At 62.3% G+C, this 18,713-nt stretch carries 19 protein-coding genes; 12 read left to right on the forward strand and 7 right to left on the reverse strand.

Going from position 1 to position 18,713, the window contains the following annotated elements; genetic code table 11:
* Window positions 1-381: 381 nt before the first annotated feature.
* The 4 genes from ATY76_RS13915 to ATY76_RS13930 all read left to right on the forward strand — a co-directional run bounded on the left by ATY76_RS13915 (window position 382) and on the right by ATY76_RS13930 (window position 5,787).
* The gene (locus ATY76_RS13915) at window positions 382-1,329 is read left to right on the forward strand and encodes an ornithine cyclodeaminase family protein (RefSeq protein WP_088675339.1); all 948 of its coding nucleotides are present in this window, start codon (window positions 382-384) and stop codon (window positions 1,327-1,329) included.
* Window positions 1,326-3,791 carry an ATP-dependent helicase HrpB gene (gene hrpB, locus ATY76_RS13920; protein WP_088675340.1) on the forward strand — a complete coding sequence of 822 codons (2,466 nt, stop codon included), beginning with the start codon at window positions 1,326-1,328 and terminating at the stop codon, window positions 3,789-3,791. The genes ATY76_RS13915 and hrpB overlap by 4 nt, the downstream gene beginning before the upstream one ends.
* A gap of 21 nt (window positions 3,792-3,812) precedes the next feature.
* A complete protein-coding gene (locus ATY76_RS13925) occupies window positions 3,813-5,141 on the forward strand; it encodes an ActS/PrrB/RegB family redox-sensitive histidine kinase (protein ID WP_088675341.1) in 1,329 nt (442 codons plus the stop codon).
* 67 nt (window positions 5,142-5,208) lie between these two features.
* Window positions 5,209-5,787: an ActR/PrrA/RegA family redox response regulator transcription factor gene (locus tag ATY76_RS13930; protein ID WP_088675342.1), complete on the forward strand. Its 579-nt coding sequence runs from the start codon at window positions 5,209-5,211 to the stop codon at window positions 5,785-5,787.
* A gap of 12 nt (window positions 5,788-5,799) precedes the next feature.
* Here ATY76_RS13930 and ATY76_RS13935 read toward each other — a convergent pair whose 3' ends face one another.
* On the reverse strand, window positions 5,800-6,294 hold the full coding sequence (locus tag ATY76_RS13935; RefSeq protein WP_088675343.1) for an MmcB family DNA repair protein: 495 nt from the start codon (window positions 6,292-6,294) through the stop codon (window positions 5,800-5,802).
* A 179-nt stretch (window positions 6,295-6,473) separates the two neighbouring features.
* Between ATY76_RS13935 and ATY76_RS13940 the strand changes: the two genes are divergently transcribed.
* Entirely contained in the window at window positions 6,474-7,157 is a 684-nt protein-coding gene (locus ATY76_RS13940; RefSeq protein ID WP_088675344.1) for a L,D-transpeptidase, read from the forward strand.
* A gap of 77 nt (window positions 7,158-7,234) precedes the next feature.
* On the opposite strand, the gene ATY76_RS13945 is transcribed toward ATY76_RS13940, so the two are convergent.
* From ATY76_RS13945 to hslV, 6 genes are all read right to left on the reverse strand, one after another.
* On the reverse strand, window positions 7,235-9,406 hold the full coding sequence (locus ATY76_RS13945) for a malate synthase G (RefSeq protein ID WP_088675345.1): 2,172 nt from the start codon (window positions 9,404-9,406) through the stop codon (window positions 7,235-7,237).
* A 91-nt stretch (window positions 9,407-9,497) separates the two neighbouring features.
* Window positions 9,498-10,904, reverse strand: coding sequence for a cytochrome P450 (locus tag ATY76_RS13950; protein WP_088675346.1), 1,407 nt, complete (start codon window positions 10,902-10,904; stop codon window positions 9,498-9,500).
* 48 nt (window positions 10,905-10,952) lie between these two features.
* Window positions 10,953-11,900, reverse strand: coding sequence for a DUF1402 family protein (locus tag ATY76_RS13955; RefSeq protein ID WP_088675347.1), 948 nt, complete (start codon window positions 11,898-11,900; stop codon window positions 10,953-10,955).
* 187 nt (window positions 11,901-12,087) lie between these two features.
* Entirely contained in the window at window positions 12,088-13,395 is a 1,308-nt protein-coding gene (gene hslU, locus ATY76_RS13960; protein ID WP_088675348.1) for an ATP-dependent protease ATPase subunit HslU, read from the reverse strand.
* Window positions 13,392-13,916: a GNAT family N-acetyltransferase gene (locus tag ATY76_RS13965; RefSeq protein ID WP_088675349.1), complete on the reverse strand. Its 525-nt coding sequence runs from the start codon at window positions 13,914-13,916 to the stop codon at window positions 13,392-13,394. Before ATY76_RS13965 ends, hslU begins: the two co-directional genes overlap by 4 nt.
* Window positions 13,903-14,430 (reverse strand): ATP-dependent protease subunit HslV, encoded by a 528-nt coding sequence (gene hslV, locus ATY76_RS13970; protein WP_088675350.1) that lies wholly within the window; start codon window positions 14,428-14,430, stop codon window positions 13,903-13,905. The genes ATY76_RS13965 and hslV overlap by 14 nt, the downstream gene beginning before the upstream one ends.
* 176 nt (window positions 14,431-14,606) lie before the next feature.
* On the opposite strand from hslV, the gene hisB reads away from it, so the two are divergent.
* From hisB to hisF, 7 genes are read left to right on the forward strand one after another with little or no spacing between them, the layout of a single operon-like run.
* A complete protein-coding gene (gene hisB / locus ATY76_RS13975) occupies window positions 14,607-15,215 on the forward strand; it encodes an imidazoleglycerol-phosphate dehydratase HisB (protein ID WP_088675351.1) in 609 nt (202 codons plus the stop codon).
* A gap of 22 nt (window positions 15,216-15,237) precedes the next feature.
* A complete protein-coding gene (locus ATY76_RS13980) occupies window positions 15,238-15,723 on the forward strand; it encodes a DUF2628 domain-containing protein (protein WP_088675352.1) in 486 nt (161 codons plus the stop codon).
* A gap of 2 nt (window positions 15,724-15,725) precedes the next feature.
* Window positions 15,726-16,376, forward strand: coding sequence for an imidazole glycerol phosphate synthase subunit HisH (hisH, locus tag ATY76_RS13985; protein ID WP_088675353.1), 651 nt, complete (start codon window positions 15,726-15,728; stop codon window positions 16,374-16,376).
* 52 nt (window positions 16,377-16,428) lie between these two features.
* Window positions 16,429-16,611, forward strand: a complete 183-nt coding sequence (locus ATY76_RS13990) for a hypothetical protein (RefSeq protein WP_088675354.1) — start codon at window positions 16,429-16,431, stop codon at window positions 16,609-16,611.
* Window positions 16,608-17,165 (forward strand): hypothetical protein, encoded by a 558-nt coding sequence (locus ATY76_RS13995; RefSeq protein ID WP_088675355.1) that lies wholly within the window; start codon window positions 16,608-16,610, stop codon window positions 17,163-17,165. Before ATY76_RS13990 ends, ATY76_RS13995 begins: the two co-directional genes overlap by 4 nt.
* 6 nt (window positions 17,166-17,171) lie before the next feature.
* Window positions 17,172-17,918 (forward strand): 1-(5-phosphoribosyl)-5-[(5-phosphoribosylamino)methylideneamino]imidazole-4-carboxamide isomerase, encoded by a 747-nt coding sequence (gene hisA / locus ATY76_RS14000; RefSeq protein WP_088675356.1) that lies wholly within the window; start codon window positions 17,172-17,174, stop codon window positions 17,916-17,918.
* Complete coding sequence (gene hisF, locus ATY76_RS14005; protein ID WP_088675357.1) at window positions 17,918-18,706, forward strand: imidazole glycerol phosphate synthase subunit HisF; 789 nt, start codon at window positions 17,918-17,920, stop codon at window positions 18,704-18,706. Before hisA ends, hisF begins: the two co-directional genes overlap by 1 nt.
* The last annotated feature ends 7 nt before the right edge of the window (window positions 18,707-18,713 follow it).

Here is an 18,713-nt window from a genome sequence, read left to right on the forward strand (position 1 = left end):
AACACAAACCAGCAATCGCCAATCCGCTTGAGTTTCTTTAGAACGAAAGACTTCGTCGCCAGCAGCGCCGCCGCCCTCGTTCAGTGAGTGGGCTTATAGAACCAACCCCTTTTCTAAGTCAACAGCCATACCAAAAGTTTTTTGACAATTTTGTAACAGGTTGAAAATCAAGGGATTTTATCTCGTGTCTCCAAAAACAGGCAAAACCCCCGCATGGTGGGGCGGTTTTTGGGATTCGTTTTCCGCCGAATCTCGAAGAGTGGCTTCGGCAGGTGGAGACAAGCCCTATATGGGAAGCTTTAGAAGGATTTCCAGGGTGCTTGCCTGTCACGCGCCTCACTCGCTAGTTTGGCGAGACGAATGATCCGGCGGAGTGAAAGAATGCTAGTCCTCGACGAAGAACAGACGCGTGCGGCGCTGCCCTGGCCGGAATTGATCGAGGCGATTGCCGCGATGTTCACGAGCGAATGCGTGATGCCGGTGCGCCATCATCACGATATGGATGTGCCCGGCGAGGAAAGCGCGACGCTGCTTCTGATGCCGGCCTGGGTTCCAGGGCGTTATGCCGGGGTGAAGGCAGTCTCGGTCTTTCCAGGCAATATGCGGCGCGGCCTTCCGGCAATCTCAGGGACCTATCTGCTTTCCTCCGGCGCCACCGGTGAAATGCTGGCCGTCATCGATGGCGGTGAATTGACGGCGCGGCGGACGGCGGCGACATCGGCGCTGGCGGCCCGCTATCTCGCCCGCCCGGATGCGGAGGAACTGCTCGTTTGCGGAACCGGGCGGCTGTCCCTCAACCTGATGCTCGCCCACGGCACGGCACGGCCAATCAAGAGATACAGGATCTGGGGCCGCAACGAGCAGGCGGCAGAGAAGATCGCCGCCGAAGCGCGAGCGCTCGGCCTCGATGCCGAGACGGTGGCGGACAGACAAGCCGCAGCGCGAACGGCCGATATCATTTCCTGCGCCACGCTTTCCAGCGAACCGCTGATATCAGGCGCATGGCTGAAACCCGGCGCCCATCTCGATCTCGTCGGGGCCTTCAAGCCGAGCATGCGCGAAAGCGACGACGAGGCCATTCGCCGCGCTTCGGTCCATGTCGATACCCGCGCGGGTGCGATGAGCGAGGCTGGCGATATCGTGCAGCCGCTGAAAAGCGGTGTCCTGCCACCGAACGGCATCAGGTCGGAGCTTGCGGAGCTCGTCAGCGGCGCCCAAAGCGGGCGAAGCCAGGACACGGAAATCACCCTGTTCAAGTCGGTCGGCGCGGCGCTCGAGGATCTCGCCGGCGCCATCCTCGCCTATGAGACGGTGGCGGGCCGCAAGTGACCATCAGTGCCTCCTTGCCGGAGCTTCCGGTTTCGCATGTCCTGCCGGCCGTCGCCTCCGCGCTGGCCGCTCGGAAACGCGCCGTTCTTTCCGCCCCGCCAGGAGCCGGCAAGACGACGTTGGTGCCACTTTATCTGCTCGACCAGGCCTGGCGCGGCGACGGCAAGATCATCCTGCTGGAGCCGCGGCGGCTGGCGGCGCGGGCCGCGGCAAACCGGATGGCATCCTTGATCGGCGAGCAGGTCGGCCAGACGATCGGCTACCGCATGCGCCTCGACAACAGGATATCGGCTGCGACCCGGGTCGAGGTGGTGACCGAAGGGGTCTTTGCCCGGATGATTCTCGACGATCCGGAACTCTCAGGCGTCTCGGCCGTGCTGTTCGACGAGTTCCATGAGCGTTCGTTGGATGCCGATTTCGGACTGGCGCTGGCGCTCGATGTCCAGTCGGCGCTGCGCGAAGATCTGCGCATCCTCGTCATGTCGGCGACGCTCGACGTGGAGCGCGTGGCCGCTCTGCTCAACCATCCGCCTGTCATCGAGAGCCTCGGGCGCAGCTTTCCCATCGATATCCGTTATCGGGACCGGCCAGGCGGCGAGCGCATAGAGGATGCCGTCACAAGGGCGATTATCGACGCGCATGGCGATGAAGACGGCTCGATCCTGGCTTTCCTGCCCGGCCAAGCGGAAATTACGCGCACCGTCGAGCGCCTGCAGGGGCGATTGGCGGCCGAAACGCTAATTGCGCCCCTCTACGGCAATCTCAGCCAGAAGGAGCAGGATGCGGCGATCCAGCCGGCGCCCAAGGGGACGCGCAAGATCGTGCTGGCAACGTCGATTGCCGAGACGTCGATCACCATCGACGGCGTGAGGATCGTCATCGACAGCGGTCTGCAGCGCCTGCCGGTTTTCGAGGCCTCGACCGGGATCACGCGCCTCGAGACGGTGCGGGTGTCGCGGGCTTCCGCCGATCAGCGGGCCGGCCGCGCCGGGCGAACGGAGCCCGGTATCGCCATCCGGCTGTGGCACCAGGGACAGACGGCGGCGCTGCCGGCTTTCACGCCGCCGCAAATTCTTTCCAGCGATCTTTCCGGGCTGGTGCTCGATCTCGCGCATTGGGGCGTGCAGGATCCGGCATCGCTCGCCTTCGTCGATCAGCCGCCGGAAACGACGCTGAAAGAAGCGCGGGCGCTGCTCGGCCAGCTCGGCGCGCTCGACAGGGACGCCGCGCTGACGGCTCGCGGCAAGGTGATGCGCGATCTCGCCCTGCCGCCGCGGCTTGCCGCAATGGTCGTGTCGGCGGGCGAATCGGGGCATGCCCGAGACGCGGCATTGGTCGCCGTGCTGCTGACCGAACAGGGGCTTGGCGGAACGAGCATCGACATCGAGGAAAGGCTGCGGCGCTTCAAGGCCGAGCGGGGCGAAAGGGCCGAAGCTTCGCGGCGGCTGGCGGGGCGGCTCGCCGCCGGCCTCGACAAGATTGCCGCAACGGCGCCGGCGCTGGCCGGTCAGCTGCTGCTGCACGCGTTCCCCGACCGGATCGCACTGCAGCGCGGCGGGCGCGGGCGGTATGTGATGGCCAATGGCCGGGGAGCGGAACTGCCGGAAACCGAGCGGCTGGCCGGCAGCCCGATGCTGGTCATCGCCGATCTCACCGGAAGGGCGGCGCAGGGGCGGATCCTTGCGGCAGCCGAGGTGACGCGCGGCGATATCGAAGCCGAACTGCCCGGCGAGATCAGGACCGACGACCAGACATTCTTCGACCGGCAGAGCCGGCAAGTCAGGGCGCGGCGGGCAACCCGGCTCGGCGCGATCGTCTTCGAGGAGACCCCCTTGCCGCGTCCTTCCGGGGCAGCGGTCACCCGGGCGCTGATGGATGGGGTGCGCGAGCTGGGGCTCGATCAGCTTGCCTTCTCGAAGGAGGCCCTGCAGCTTCGCGAACGGATCGGCTTTCTTTACCGGACGATCGGCGATCCCTGGCCCGATGTCGGCGACGACGCCCTGCTTTCCCGGTTGGACGAATGGTTCGCGCCGTTCCAGAGCGAGGCCCGAGGTCTCTCCGATATTTCCGCAGGCGGGCTTTCGAACGGGCTGATGTCGCTGGTGCCGCATGAGCTGCAGCGCGATCTTAGTCGGCTTGCGCCGACGCATTTCGAGGCCCCAACCGGCCAGAGGCATCCGATCCAGTATGAAGGCGAGGAGCCGGTGCTGACGATCCGCGTGCAGGAGCTTTTCGGGCTGAAGCAGCATCCGGCAATCGCCGGAGGCCGCCTGCCGCTGCTGCTGGAACTCACGTCGCCGGCGCATCGGCCGATCCAGACGACACGCGACCTGCCGGGCTTCTGGGCCGGCTCATGGAAGGACGTGCGCGCCGACATGCGCGGGCGCTATCCCCGCCATCCCTGGCCGGAGCGGCCGGAAGAAGCACCGCCGACGACACGGGCAAAACCGCGTGGTACATGAGGCGATCCAAGGAGCCCCGGCATGATCGACAAGCCCGGCATAATCGACAAGACGGAAAGCCACACGCTGGAAGACCGGCACAGCAGCCGGAGGCTGCGCCTGCAGACGCTGGTGCGGCTGCGCTGGCTTGCCGTCGGCGGACAGGCGGCGACGGTGTTCATCGTTGCCTTCTGGCTGAAATTTCCGCTGCCGCTGATCGCCAGCTGTTCGCTGATCGCCGCTCTTGCCTGGGTAAATTTCTACCTGACGATCCGCTATCCGCCGACGCACCGGCTGGGGCCGCCCGCCGCTTTCGCGCTGCTCGGCTTCGATCTTCTGCAGCTCTGCGCGCTGCTTTTCATCACCGGCGGCCTCGCCAATCCCTTTGCCGCGCTCGTCTGCGTGCCCGTCATCATCTCCTTTGCCTCGCAGCCGATCCGCTACAGCACCGCGCTCATCGGCTTTGCGATGGTCTGCGTCACGGTGCTTGCCTTCTCACCCTTCCCGCTGCCCTGGTTCGACGGGGTCGAGATCAACGTGCACAACGTCATGCAGTTCGGCGTCTGGTGCTCGATCGCCTCGACGATGGCCTTTGCCGCCTTCTATGCCTATCGCGTCTCCATGGAAGCAAGCCAGCTCGCCGATGCGCTGGCGGCGACCGAATTGGTGCTGCAGCGGGAAAAGCATCTTTCACAGCTCGACGGCTTGGCGGCGGCCGCCGCACACGAACTCGGCACGCCGCTTGCGACGATCAGCGTGGTGGCCAAGGAAATGGAGCGGGAACTCAAGGACGACGATCGTTTCCGCGAAGACGTCATGCTGCTGCGCAGCCAGAGCGAACGCTGCCGTGACATTCTGCGGCGGCTGACGACGCTTTCCTCGGAAGGCGAGGCGCATATGCGCCGGCTGCCGCTGTCCTCGATGATCGAGGAGATCGTCGCGCCGCACCGGGAGTTCGGCATCGCGCTCGAACTCATCGAAAAGAGCCCGCGCAAGGGCGAACCGGTCACCGACCGCAATGCCGGCATCATGTACGGGCTCGGCAACCTCATCGAAAATGCCGTCGATTATGCCCGGGAGAAGGTGACGGTGACGGTCGAGCACGATCACGACAAGGTGCGGATCGTCATCGAGGACGACGGCGACGGTTATTCGCCGGACATTCTGACGCGGATCGGCGAGCCCTATGTGACCAAGCGGCAAAAGGAGGATACGGCCGGCGGCCTCGGGCTGGGGCTTTTCATCGCCAAGACGCTGCTGGAACGCTCGGGCGCATCGCTGATTTTCGAGAACCGCGACCCCGAAAGCGCCGGTGCGCGCATCCGCATCGAATGGCCGCGGATGCTGATCGATGCAAATTCGACAAAATGAGATTATGGGCATAAACAGGATTTGCGGTTGACCGCGCTCGGGCGCGGAACCGCCGGGACCCAGGACGATGACAGAACAACATCACGACAATTTCGCCGCTTCCGATGAAGACCATATCGGTCCCGACCCCAGCCTGCTGATCGTCGACGATGACGGCCCTTTCCTGCGCCGGCTGGCACGGGCGATGGAGACGCGGGGCTTCCAGGTGGAAACGGCTGAATCCGTGGCGGAAGGCGTTGCGAAATCGAAAGGCAGGCCGCCGAAATATGCTGTGGTCGACCTCCGGCTCGGCGACGGCAACGGGCTCGACGTCATTGAAGCGATCCGCCAGCGGCGCGACGACACCAGGATCATCGTGCTGACCGGCTATGGCAATATCGCCACGGCGGTGACCGCCGTAAAGCTCGGCGCCGTCGATTATCTGGCAAAGCCTGCCGATGCCGACGACGTCTTCTCGGCGCTGACGCAGCGCCCGGGGGAAAAGGCGGAGCTTCCCGAAAATCCGATGTCGGCCGACCGGGTGCGCTGGGAACATATCCAGCGGGTCTATGAAATGTGCGAGCGCAACGTGTCGGAAACGGCGCGCCGGCTCAATATGCACCGCCGCACGCTGCAGCGCATCCTCGCCAAGCGGGCGCCGAAATAGGCGAAGCCTCCGTCACACATCGTCCACGGTGAACGGTTTTCCGCTCGCCCATTCGGCCATCATCAGCCTTTGCGCGGCGGCGCGCGAGAAGTTGAGCGTTACGGATTTGCGCGTGGCGGGCGCCATGCGGTGCTCCGGCGCCTCGCGAATCATATGGGCGCCGTAGCCGTCCGAAAGGAACAGCCCGCATTCCTCGGGGAAGATATCGAGCGGCACATCCTGGTGAGTCGCAAAGAACAGCCGGTCGCAATGCAGCCTGTATTCCGGCCATTTGCGATCAACCCTGAAATCCTCGATGGACGTCTTGATTTCGATGATCCAGACCTCGCCCTTCTCCGAAAGCGTGATCAGATCGGCGCGGCGGCCACTCGCCAGCGGCAGTTCCGGCAGCACGGCGTGGCGCATTTCATGCAGCAATATCTGCGTGCCCCGCCGCACCATCATCGCCCTGTCCGACTGCCGGCCATCGATTAACGGATTGTTATTGTAAACGCTCAAAATCGTCATGAATAACCATCCCAGGGGCTGGCGGGTTGTTGCAAAAAAACCATGCGCTTTTAATTTGCGCGGCAGACCAATTCCTCGCGCTGCAGCAGTCTTGCAAAGCGCAAGTTAATCGAAAATAAACCATAATCAACGATGGTCGAAAGACCTTCTCCTTGCCCCAAAACTTTCAAGAGTCATTCATGCGCATCCGCAATGCATTCCCTGTATTTGGCCTGCTGACGACGCTCGCTCTGGCCGGCTGCTCCACGACATCAGACAGCGCGTCCGTTGACAGCCAGGGCGCAGGCCCGACGGTACAGACGGCACAGATCTTCGATGACGCCTACGGCGTGACCAAGGATGCCGGATATTCCCTGCCGGCGATCCCGATCAGCCGGGTCAAGCCGCAGTTCCGCCGCCAGGTCGTCAGCTACCAGACCACCGAGCGCCCGGGAACGATCATCGTCAACACGCGCGAGCGCTTCCTCTATTACATCCTCGCCAACGGCAAGGCGATGCGCTACGGCATCGGCGTCGGCAAGCAGGGCTTCGCATGGGCCGGCACCGCCTACGTCGCCTGGAAGCAGGAATGGCCGACCTGGCACCCGCCGAAGGAAATGGCCGTTCGCCGCCCCGACGTCGCCAAGTATGTCGAAGACGGCATGGGCCCGGGTCTCAGCAATCCGCTCGGCGCGCGCGCCATGTATCTCTTCAACGAGGACGGCAAGGACACGCTCTTCCGCCTGCACGGCACGCCGGAATGGGCTTCGATCGGCACCGCCGCTTCCTCGGGCTGCATTCGCCTGATGAACCAGGACGTGATCGACCTCTATAGCCGCGTGCGCCCCGGCAAGGGCACCTCCAAGGTCGTGGTCATCCAGTAAGCTAGATGCCGAATTCGGTATAAAAAAGGCCGCCGGAACATCGTCCCGGCGGCCTTTTCCTATTGAGGGTCACAGCCTCACGCGGTCTGCTGCGCCTTGAGTTCCAGACGGCGGCGATGAAGCACCGGCTCGGTATAACCATTCGGCTGCTCCCTGCCCTTCAGGACGAGATCGAGGGCCGCCTGGAAGGCGATCGAGCCGTCAAAATTGCCCGCCATCGGCTGGTAGGCAGGGTCCGATGCATTCTGCCGGTCGACGACGGCGGCCATGCGCTGCATCGTTTCGACGATCTGGGCTTCGGTGACGACCTTGTGATGCAGCCAGTTCGCCATGTGCTGGGCCGAGATGCGCAAGGTCGCGCGGTCTTCCATCAGGCCGACATTGTTGATGTCGGGCACCTTCGAGCAGCCTACACCCTGATCGATCCAGCGCACGACATAGCCGAGGATGCCCTGGGCATTGTTGTCGAGTTCGCGCTGGATCTCCTCCGGAGACCAGTTCGGCCGCACTGCCACCGGCACGGAGAGAATGTCCGACAGTTTGGCGCGGGCGCGATCCTTCAGCCCCTGCTGGACTTTGGCGACGTTGATGCGGTGATAATGGGTGGCATGCAGGGTCGCCGCCGTCGGCGACGGCACCCAGGCGGTGTTGGCGCCGGCCTTCGGATGGGCGATTTTCTGTTCCAGCATCGCCGCCATCAGATCCGGCATGGCCCACATGCCCTTGCCGATCTGGGCATGGCCGGAGAGGCCGCATTCGAGGCCGATATCGACGTTCCAGTTCTCATAGGCCGAAATCCAGGCGGCCTGACGCATGTCGCCCTTGCGAATCATCGGGCCGGCTTCCATCGAGGTGTGGATCTCGTCGCCGGTGCGATCGAGGAAGCCGGTGTTGATGAAGACGACCCGCTCACGGGCAGCACGGATGCACTCCTTGAGATTAACCGTTGTGCGGCGTTCCTCATCCATGATGCCCATCTTGATGGTGTTGCGCGCCATGCCAAGCGCATCTTCGACCCGCGAAAAGATCTCGACCGCGAAGGTGACCTCTTCGGGCCCATGCATCTTCGGCTTGACCACATACATGGAGCCGGTGCGGGAATTCTTCCTCCGGCCGGCCGGGCCGATATCGTAAAGCGCGATCAGGCCGGTGATGACAGCATCCATGATACCCTCCGGCACTTCGGCACCGTCGCGGTCGAGAATGGCCGGATTGGTCATCAGGTGGCCGACATTGCGCACCAGCATCAACGAGCGGCGATGCAGCTCGAAGGCAGCGCCATCCGGACCGGTATAGTCCAGATCCGGGTTGAGCTTGCGGATGAAGCTCGCCCCGCCCTTTACCACTTCCTCCTGCAGATCGCCCTTCATCAGGCCGAGCCAGTTGCGATAGACGACGGTCTTGTCCTCGGCGTCGACGGCGGCGATCGAATCCTCGCAGTCCATAATCGCCGTGATCGCCGATTCCAGCCAGACATCGGAAATATGAGCCGGATCGGACTTGCCGATTGCCGTCGTCGCATCGATGACGATCTCGATATGGATGCCGTTGTTCTTCAGGAGAATATGTGTCGGGGCCGCAGCATCGCCGCGATAGCCGGCAAAATGCCCGCCATCGACAAGCATTGCCTGTTCGCCATCGGTCGATCGGAGAACGAGCACCCCATCCTTGATGGCGAAACCGCCGACGTCCTTCCAGCTGCTGTCCTGCAGCGGTACCGCTGTGTCGAGGAAATCGCGCACCCAGGCGATGACCTTCTCGCCGCGCTTCGGGTTGTACCCTTTGCCCCTTTCGCCGCCGTCACTCTCCGGAATGGCGTCCGTGCCATAGAGCGCATCGTAGAGCGAGCCCCAGCGCGCATTGGCAGCGTTCAGCGCATAACGGGCATTCATGACGGGAACGACGAGCTGCGGGCCGGCGATCGAGGCGATCTCGGGGTCGACATTTTGGGTCGAAACCTGGAAGTCCGATCCTTCCGGCAGGAGATAGCCGATCGCGCGGAGGAAGGATTGGTAGTCGTCCATATCCGCAGGCGCGCCGTGCTGGCGATACCAGTCGTCGATCTTGATCTGCAGCTCGTCGCGTCTTGCCAACAGGGCACGATTCCTCGGGGCGAGATCGTGGACGATCGCCGAAAAATCGGCAAAGAACTTGTCCGCATCGATCCCCAGACCCGGCAGAACCTCCTGGACGAGGAAATCATGAAGGACGGCTTCGATGGCAAGACCGTTCTTATCAATGCGGCTCATGCGACATTCTCCCTGGCAACGACTGTGAATGCTGCCACTTTGCCCGGCTTTCATTCACAGTCAATTCCGCAATAATTCGAAAGATTTATACTTATCGGGAAACTATGCGTGGCGTTACCCGCATCGGCAGGCCGTTCTGCGGCTGCGTCGTCAGCTTCTGTACCGGCCAGGGATTGGTCTCATCGGTGGAATCGAAACGATAGCGATGCATCAGCACGGCAAGGGCAATCACCGCCTCCTGAAGCGCAAAGGTTGCGCCGATGCAGACACGCGGACCAGCGCCGAAAGGCAGGAACTGGAAGCGGCCGATAGAGCCGCGATTTTCCGGCAGGAAACGCTCGGGCATGTAGGCGCGCGGCCTGTCCCAATAGAGTTCGTGGCGATGCAGTGTCCAGGGCATGATCAGCACCGTGATCCCGGCCTCGAGTTCGACCCGCTCGCCCTTGGGGCTTATCCAGGAATCATCCGATATGGCGGCGCGATTGATGGATGGCGCCGGCGGATAGAGGCGTAACGTCTCCTCGAAAGCAGCGCGCGTTTGCGGCATCATATCCAGCCATTCCACAGGTTCGGCCCCGGTGGCGAGCACCGCGTCGATTTCCATCTCCATCGCCTCGCGGATATGCGGGCTGTTCGAGACGCAATAGAGCGTCCAGGCCAATGCCCGTGCCGTGGTCTCATGCCCGGCGCCGATAAAGGTCAGAATATTGTCTTCGATTTCTTCCTTCGTCAGCCCGTCGGGGCCGGCCTGGTCCAGCAGCAGGGTCAGGAAATCTTCGGGTGCTGTGGCGCGATTCGCCTTCATCTTTGCGGTTCGCATATCCATCGTGTTGCGGACGATAGAGCGGAATTTCTCCAGCACCTTCTGACCGCCGATGCGTGTCACACGTGGAACCCAGGACGGAGCACGCATCAGATCCATCGGATCGACGCGGCCCATGCGATGCAGGAGTTCGTTTACATCGTCGGCGAAATGGCCGCTCGAGGTGACGATTTCGCCGGAAAATAACGTGTCCGCGAGAATGGCGAAGGTCAGCTCCGTCATATCGGTGCTGATATCGAAATTTGCGCCTGCCTCGCCGGCGCTCTCATATTTGCGAACATAGTCCTCGGACTGGCGCAGCATCTGCCCGGCAAAGCCCTGGGCATGACGAGGCGTGAAAACAGGCGCCACCGCCTTGCGCGATCTCTTCCAGACGGGACCCTCGGCGGTCAGAAGGCCGTCGCGGAGGATCGGGCGCAGGACGAGCTGGCGAACATCCGACATACGATAATTATTGGCGTTGTCGACCAGCACATGCTTGATGAGGCCTGGATCGTTGACGATCAGCGTCCTTTGGCCGAAGAAACTGGTGCGGATCCAGGGCAGCGTGTAGGACGGCTCGCCCCAGAGTTCGAGCGGGTTGCGCAGGATGATGCGGATGATATCAAGCCGGCTCGGCGGCTCTGTGCGCGGTAGCGGCGCCGGCGGAACGAAGGGATCAGGACGCATGTCCATCGTCAAAGCCTTTCGGGGAAGATCGGCGTCTTCCCGGCAAGCTTGAAGCTAGAGCAGGCCCTTGAGTTCGTCCAGCTTGTCGTTGATCAGCCAACCGTAATAATTCTCCTCCGGCCAGACCGTGGCGCCGGAAGAACGGTTTTTCGCAGCAAGTGCCGCGGCGCGCTGGCGCGAATTGCCGACATTATAAAGGGTCGCCGTCAGGCCGGGATTGCCCGATATATCCATTCCGGCAATCTCCTTGTAATCGTCGATCGACCTGCGGATCGAAGCGGCGACGAAGGCGAGCGAGATATCGGGATCCATGATCGCCTTGTAGACGGCGCCGGCATTCTTCTCGTTCAGCTTCGGATAACCGGAGACGCGGGCCACGAGATCGGAGAGCATCAGCGCCGTCAACGGATTGACCTGGCCGAGGCCGAAGGTCTGGCCGGCATAGAAAGGCTGGAAGAAGACCGCGCTGAAGCGGTTATTGGGGAAGCTTTCGCCGCCGACGGTCTTGCCGCGGAAATCGCTCTCCCAGACGTCTTCCCGGCACGACCAGAGCGTATAGGAATCGCTCTTGCCCTTGCATTCGGCAAATTGCGGGCGCGCCACGAAATCGTCGACGCTTTCGCCCTCATAGGCGAAGCGGAAGCTTTCTCCGGCATAGGAGGCAGCCTTGACGTAATAGGCCTGCAGCCTGTCGTAGGCATCGACATTATAGGTATGCTCGCCGACGATGGCGCCGACCACATGGATGGGATTGATGCCGTAAGCGCTGGAGACCTTGCGGATCTTGGCCATCAGCTCGCGATCGGTCGCCAGCAGGTCGTGGACCTTCTCATATTTCACATCGAAGCTGCTTTTGGTGCCCTTGGTGCGCCTGATAGAAGCGCCCGGAATGTCGGGCTGCTCGGCATGGCGGTTGCCCGCCGGAACCGTCTGCATTGCGAAGGCCGGCGCCGAATTCAGCAGCGCGGCGGCAATCATAAGGCTTGTCAAAAGGCGTCGCACGATCCGCTATCCCGTCCGTTCATCGTCCTGTTCGCGATGCGGCTGACTGGACCAGAATCTTGGCCGAATAAAGCCGGAGCGGAAAACAAAACGGGCCTTCACTAGAAAGTAAAAGGCCCGCTGTCGAGAGAGAGTTCATCACAATGCGGCATTCAAGCCGGCAAAGAGAAGAACCGGTGCGCCGATATCACAGAATGAATCGCGAGAGGTCGGTATTCTGCGCGAGATCGCCAACGTGTTCGCGGACATAGGCAGCGTCGATCGTGATCGCCGTGCCGGAGCGATCCGGAGCATTGTAGGAGATGTCGTCCAGAACCCGTTCCATCACCGTCTGCAGGCGGCGTGCGCCGATATTCTCGACGGAAGAGTTCAAATGCACGGCGACATCGGCAAGCGCATCGATCGCATCGTCGGTGAAATCGAGGCTCAGGCTTTCCGTCTCCATCAGCGCGCGGTACTGGCGGATGAGGCTCGCTTCCGTCTCGGTCAGGATCCGGCGGAAATCCTCCTTGTTCAGCGCCCGCAGTTCGACGCGGATCGGCAATCGGCCCTGCAGCTCAGGGAGAAGATCCGAAGGCTTGGAGACGTGGAAGGCGCCCGACGCGATGAACAGGATATGGTCGGTCTTCACCGGCCCGTATTTGGTCGAGACGGTCGTGCCTTCGACGAGCGGCAGCAGGTCGCGCTGCACGCCTTCGCGCGAAACGCCGGCGCCCATGCCGCCGTCGCGGGCTGCGATCTTGTCGATTTCGTCCAGGAAGACGATACCGTCATTCTCGGTGGAACGAACGGCCTCACGCTGGATCACCTCATTGTCGATCAGCTTGTCGGATTCGTCGCGGATCAGATCGGTGTAGGAGGCCTTGACGGTCGTGCGGACCTTCTTGGTGCGCCCGCCCATCGCCTTGCCGAACATTTCCGACAGGTTGAGCACGCCGATATTGGCGCCCGGCATGCCGGGGATTTCGAAACCTCCCATGCCGGAACCGGCATCGGCCACTTCGATATCGATTTCCTTGTCGTCGAGTTCGCCATCCCTCAACTTCTTGCGGAAGCTTTCGCGGGTCGCCGGCGAAGCTGTGGTGCCAACCAGGGCATCCAGCACGCGCTCCTCGGCACTCACATGCGCCTTGGCCTGCACTTCGGCCCGCTTCTTCTCGCGCACCAGGCCGATGCCGACTTCGACCAGATCGCGGATGATCTGCTCGACATCGCGGCCGACATAGCCGACTTCGGTGAATTTGGTCGCTTCGACCTTGATGAAGGGTGCGCCGGCGAGCTTCGCCAGGCGGCGGGAGATCTCGGTCTTGCCGACACCGGTCGGGCCGATCATCAGAATGTTCTTCGGCATGACTTCGTCGCGCAGGCTGGGATCCAGCTGCTGGCGGCGCCAGCGGTTGCGCAGCGCAATCGCAACGGCGCGCTTGGCGTCGTGCTGGCCGATGATGAAGCGATCGAGTTCGGAAACGATCTCGCGAGGGGAAAAAGTCGTCATATCACATCCGTTTCTTGCGGTGGGTCCAAGACCATGAAATGGGCCGGACCGTATATTGAAGTTCTCGTATCGACGTGCCGAAAGCCTGCCTTCTCGTAAGCGCGGATCGCTCGTGTATTGGCCGGATGGGGATCGATCACAATCCGTTTCGCGCCAGCGGCGAAAAGTTCGGCAGCCATCTGCCGAATGATCGCGCTGCCATGGCCCTTGCCCAGCAAATCGCTGTTGCCGATTGAAATATCTAGTCCGATCGTGCCTTTCGGCTGATCCTGATAGGGATGATCCTCTTCAAGATGCGGATCATAGGTTTGGATATAGGCAAGCGGCGCTCCATCCAGTTCCACGATCATCGGCCGGGTTTCCACACTCGTCATCGACGCCTTGATCGAAGCAAGCTCCTCATCGACCGCATCCCACCATTCTGCGATATGCGGTTCGGCCAGCCAGCGGGCGAGCAGAGTGAAATCCTCATCGACCACATCGCGGAATGCGTAGTGTGTGGTGGCGTCAGCTTTCGGCATCCAAGGTTTCCACCACGATGTTGTGGTTCGTGTAGACACAAATATCCGCAGCAATTTCGAGCGAGCGCCGCGCGATCTCCTCTGCCGATTTGTCGGTATCCATGAGCGCGCGCGCAGCCGCGAAAGCAAAGTTGCCGCCCGAACCGATCGCCGTCGTGCCGTGTTCCGGCTCCAGGACATCGCCGTTGCCGGTGATCGCCAGCGTGATCGACTTGTCGGCGACGAGCATCATGGCTTCGAGATTACGCAGGTATTTGTCGGTCCGCCAGTCCTTGGCAAGCTCGACGGCGGCCCGCATCAGCTGGCCGGGATATTGCTCCAGCTTCTTTTCAAGTCTTTCGAGCAGGGTGAAGGCATCGGCGGTGGCCCCGGCAAAACCGGCGATCACTTCGCCCTTGCCGATGCGGCGCACCTTGCGGGCATTGCCCTTCATGACGGTCTGGCCGAGGCTCACCTGGCCGTCTCCCGCCATCACCACTTTGCCGCCTTTTCGAACTGTAATGATCGTTGTCATAAAACACCTGTCTGCCCATGACGCGGGCAATCGCGTTAGGCCGCACACCGGCCTGTTGAGCCCTATGTAAGTGGGCAGGAGCCGATTGCAAATGGGCGGGCTTTTCTCTTCCCCGGCTTCTGGATATTTGCCGATGCGCCTGATAAGGAACGGCCTTATTCCCGATGGAGGGCCATATGGCCGAGACCGCAGCAAGCCGCACCGGCAGCGTTTCCCGCAAGACCAACGAGACTTCGATCTCCGTTTCCGTCAATCTCGACGGCACCGGCAAGTCGAAAATTTCGACGGGCGTCGGCTTCTTCGACCATATGCTCGACCAGCTTTCGCGGCATTCCCTGATCGACATGGAGATCGAATCCAAGGGCGACCTGCATATCGACGACCACCATACGGTCGAGGATACCGGCATCGCCATCGGCCAGGCGATCTCCAAGGCGCTCGGCGACCGGCGCGGCATCACGCGTTACGCTTCGATCGATCTCGCCATGGACGAGACGATGACCAAGGCTGCCGTCGATCTTTCCGGCCGGCCGTTCCTCGTCTGGAACGTCGCCTTCAGCGCGCCGAAAATCGGCACCTTCGACACCGAACTCGTCCGCGAATTCTTCCAGGCGCTCGCCCAGAATGCCGGCATCACCTTGCATATTCTCAACCATTATGGCGCCAACAACCACCATATTGCCGAGACATGCTTCAAGGCCGTTGCCCGCGCGCTGCGCACGGCGACAGAGATCGATCCAAGACAGGCGGGCCGCGTTCCCTCGACGAAGGGCACGCTCGTCTGAGCCTCTCAAGGGAGCGGCGAGAATGACATCAAGCTATATTTTCCTGACGCCGCCCGGCAGCGCGGACACTCGCCCTGACGAGACGCGGACGATCCGCGACGGCTTCACCTGGCTCGGCTTCCTGTTTCCATGGGCCTGGCTGTTGGTCCATCGGTTGTGGCTGGCTGCGATTGCAGCCTTTCTCCTGCAGGCGATCGGCGGTGGGCTGATGGATCAATCCGGTCTCTGGCCGGCGGGCATGGCAATCACGCTGGGCGTCAATCTGCTGGTCGGCCTGGAGGGCCAGAATTTGCGTGTCCGCAACCTCTCCGCCAAAGGCTGGAACGAAGACGGACTCGTTGCAGCCGATACGATCGGCATTGCCGAGGATGTCTATTTCTCCGGCAAGGCAGATATTGTGGAGAGCGATGCCGCCGCGGCGCCGGACTGGGAGAACAAGACCCGGCCGAACCGCCCGCATGGCCAGGCCACATCGCTTGGTCTCTTTGGTTTTGATGGAGGACGCTGACGATGCGCGTCGCGATTATCGACTACGGTTCGGGCAACCTGCGCTCGGCGACCAAAGCTTTCGAACGGGCCGCCCGCGAGGCGGGTATCGATGCGCATATCGATCTCACCGACAAGGCCGAGAATGTTGCCGCGGCCGACCGCATCGTGCTTCCCGGCGTCGGCGCCTATGCCGATTGCCGGCGCGGCCTCGATGCCGTGCCTGACATGACCGAGGTGCTGATCGAGACCGTCGAGAAGAAAGCACGGCCGTTCCTCGGCATCTGCGTCGGCATGCAGCTCATGTCGTCGCGCGGCCTCGAGAAGACCGTGACGCAGGGTTTCGGTTGGGTTCCCGGCGACGTCGTCGAGATGACGCCCGGTGATCCCGCGCTCAAGATCCCGCAGATCGGCTGGAACACGCTCGACCTGAAGCGCGAACATCCCCTGCTCGACGGCATTCCAACCGGGCCGCAGGGACTGCACGCCTATTTCGTCCATTCCTACCATCTTGCCGCCGAAAATGCCGACGACGTCATCGCAACCGTCGACTATGGCGGCCCGATGACCGCTCTCGTCGGACGCAACAATATGGTCGGGGCACAGTTCCACCCGGAAAAGAGCCAGAAGCTTGGCCTGGCGCTGATTGCCAATTTCCTGCGCTGGAACCCGTAATACGGCCGCCTTATTTTCCCTTTATGGAAACGGCGGAACAGGAGTTCGCTCGATGCCGGCTTCGCGGAAATCAGGCAAGGTGTTCTATATGCTGAAGCCCGTTCGCGAGGGGCTGCCGCCCTTCTCGGATATCCGGCTTCCCGATGGGACGATCATTCGCCGCGTCGATGTGGCCGTCCACAAAAGAGCGCTTTCCAATGCGGCCAAGGCGTTGAAAGAAAGGCTGGACCGATGATCCACGAATTCCTTGCCGGCAATGAGAATTCGCAGCTGCGCGCCAATGGGATCAATGCCGGTGACATCACCGAGGCCGTGCTGGAATTCTATATCGAAGGCGAGGACGACCTGATCGGACTGCTCGCTTACGCACTTTACGAGCGGCAGAAGCGCGATTTCGTGCTCAGCTACCGCAAGCGCAATGCCGGCCGCTCGCCCAATGAAGCGGAACTTGCCGCCGTCAGCAGCAATTATCTCTCGACCGACCTGCGCAATACGCTGCGCGACCGCGCCTCGCAGATCCTTTCGAGCTATGCCGAGACCTATGTCGAGGCGATGGAGCCGGAAATCCGGCTCGCCGCGGTCAACAGCGCGGCGCTACGCGAAATGAGCGACATCCAAAAATCGATGAAGAAGCGGCTGGGCTTCTGGCGCCAGGTGCGTTCCGGTTTCACGGTCATCCTGCTCCTTCTTCTGCTTTTCGGCGCGGCCACCATTGCCGCTGTCTTTTTTCGCTCGGATATCGTAGATGCGTGGAATGCGCTGATGGTACCGACCACTTTACGGACGTAAGACGACATGATCCTTTTTCCCGCGATCGACCTGAAGGGCGGCCAATGCGTCCGCCTGAAGCTCGGCGACATGCAGCAGGCGACGGTCTACAACACCGATCCGGCCGCCCAGGCGAAATCCTTCGAGGAGCAGGGTTTCGAATGGCTGCACGTGGTCGATCTCGACGGCGCCTTCGCGGGACATTCGGCCAATCGCGATGCCGTCGAAGCGATCCTGAAGGCGACGAAGAATCCGGTGCAGCTCGGCGGCGGCATTCGCACGCTCGATCATATCGAGGCGTGGCTCGCGCGCGGCCTGCAGCGCGTCATTCTCGGCACGGTGGCGGTCAGAAATCCTGATCTCGTCATCGAGGCCTGCCGGAAATTCCCAGGCCATGTCGCCGTCGGCATCGACGCCAAGGGCGGCAAGGTGGCGGTCGAAGGCTGGGCGGAGGCTTCCGAACTCGGTGTCATCGAGCTCGCCAGGAAGTTCGAAGGCGCCGGCGTCGCCGCGATCATCTATACCGATATCGACCGCGACGGCATTCTTGCCGGCATCAACTGGGCTTCGACCCTGGAGCTTGCCGAGGCCGTCTCCATTCCTGTCATCGCGTCCGGCGGCCTTGCCTCGCTCGACGACGTCAGGCGCATGCTGGAGCCCGATGCGCGGAAGCTCGAAGGCGCGATATCAGGCCGGGCGCTTTATGACGGCCGTATCGACCCAACGGAAGCGCTGGCGCTGATCAAGGCCAGCAGGGCCAAGGAGACCGCGTAATGACCCTCAAGGCCCGTGTCATCCCCTGCCTCGACGTCAAGGACGGCCGTGTCGTCAAGGGCGTCAACTTCCTCAATCTCGTCGATGCCGGCGACCCCGTCGAAGCCGCGAAGGCCTATGACGCGGCCGGCGCCGACGAACTCTGCTTCCTCGACATCACCGCGTCTTCAGACAATCGCGAGACGATCTTCGACGTCGTGTCGCGCACGGCCGACCAGTGCTTCATGCCGCTGACGGTCGGCGGCGGCGTGCGCACTATCGCCGATATCCGCAAGCTGCTTCTTTGCGGCGCCGACAAGGTCTCGATCAATTCGGCGGCCGTCAGCAATCCCGATTTCATCGCCGAGGCGGCCGACAAGTTCGGCGACCAGTGTATCGTCGTCTCGATCGATGCCAAGCGCCGGCGCACGCAGGCGGTCGGCGGCGACAATCTCAGCGCCTGGGAAATCTATACGCATGGCGGCCGCAACGCGACCGGCATCGACGCCATCGAATTTGCACAGAAAATGGTGGCGCGCGGCGCCGGCGAACTGCTGGTCACCTCGATGGATCGCGACGGCACCAAGGTCGGCTACGATCTGGAACTGACGCGGGCGATCGCCGATTCGGTGCGCGTGCCGGTCATCGCGTCCGGCGGCGTCGGCGATCTCGACGATCTCGTCGCCGGTGTGAAGGAAGGCCATGCCAATGCCGTGCTCGCCGCCTCGATCTTCCACTTCGGCACCTATTCCGTCGGCGAAGCCAAGCATTATATGGCGAAGTGCGGCATCGACATGCGTCTCGACTGAACCTTGA

Source organism: Rhizobium sp. R339, assembly GCF_002211395.1.
Lineage (GTDB): Bacteria > Pseudomonadota > Alphaproteobacteria > Rhizobiales > Rhizobiaceae > Rhizobium.

Excerpts from the sequence above, each read along its gene's own strand:
- hslV (WP_088675350.1), bottom strand. The coding sequence starts at position 14,430 with ATGACAACGATCATTACAGTTCGAAAAGGCGGCAAAGTGGTGATGGCG.
- ATY76_RS13915 (WP_088675339.1), top strand. The coding sequence starts at position 382 with ATGCTAGTCCTCGACGAAGAACAGACGCGTGCGGCGCTGCCCTGGCCG.
- ATY76_RS13940 (WP_088675344.1), top strand. The coding sequence starts at position 6,474 with ATGCGCATCCGCAATGCATTCCCTGTATTTGGCCTGCTGACGACGCTC.
- ATY76_RS13980 (WP_088675352.1), top strand. The coding sequence starts at position 15,238 with ATGACATCAAGCTATATTTTCCTGACGCCGCCCGGCAGCGCGGACACT.
- ATY76_RS13930 (WP_088675342.1), top strand. The coding sequence starts at position 5,209 with ATGACAGAACAACATCACGACAATTTCGCCGCTTCCGATGAAGACCAT.
- hslU (WP_088675348.1), bottom strand. The coding sequence starts at position 13,395 with ATGACGACTTTTTCCCCTCGCGAGATCGTTTCCGAACTCGATCGCTTC.
- ATY76_RS13935 (WP_088675343.1), bottom strand. The coding sequence starts at position 6,294 with ATGACGATTTTGAGCGTTTACAATAACAATCCGTTAATCGATGGCCGG.
- ATY76_RS13925 (WP_088675341.1), top strand. The coding sequence starts at position 3,813 with ATGATCGACAAGCCCGGCATAATCGACAAGACGGAAAGCCACACGCTG.
- ATY76_RS13945 (WP_088675345.1), bottom strand. The coding sequence starts at position 9,406 with ATGAGCCGCATTGATAAGAACGGTCTTGCCATCGAAGCCGTCCTTCAT.
- ATY76_RS13990 (WP_088675354.1), top strand. The coding sequence starts at position 16,429 with ATGCCGGCTTCGCGGAAATCAGGCAAGGTGTTCTATATGCTGAAGCCC.
- hisF (WP_088675357.1), top strand. The coding sequence starts at position 17,918 with ATGACCCTCAAGGCCCGTGTCATCCCCTGCCTCGACGTCAAGGACGGC.
- hisA (WP_088675356.1), top strand. The coding sequence starts at position 17,172 with ATGATCCTTTTTCCCGCGATCGACCTGAAGGGCGGCCAATGCGTCCGC.
- ATY76_RS13950 (WP_088675346.1), bottom strand. The coding sequence starts at position 10,904 with ATGGACATGCGTCCTGATCCCTTCGTTCCGCCGGCGCCGCTACCGCGC.
- ATY76_RS13965 (WP_088675349.1), bottom strand. The coding sequence starts at position 13,916 with ATGCCGAAAGCTGACGCCACCACACACTACGCATTCCGCGATGTGGTC.
- hisH (WP_088675353.1), top strand. The coding sequence starts at position 15,726 with ATGCGCGTCGCGATTATCGACTACGGTTCGGGCAACCTGCGCTCGGCG.
- hisB (WP_088675351.1), top strand. The coding sequence starts at position 14,607 with ATGGCCGAGACCGCAGCAAGCCGCACCGGCAGCGTTTCCCGCAAGACC.
- ATY76_RS13995 (WP_088675355.1), top strand. The coding sequence starts at position 16,608 with ATGATCCACGAATTCCTTGCCGGCAATGAGAATTCGCAGCTGCGCGCC.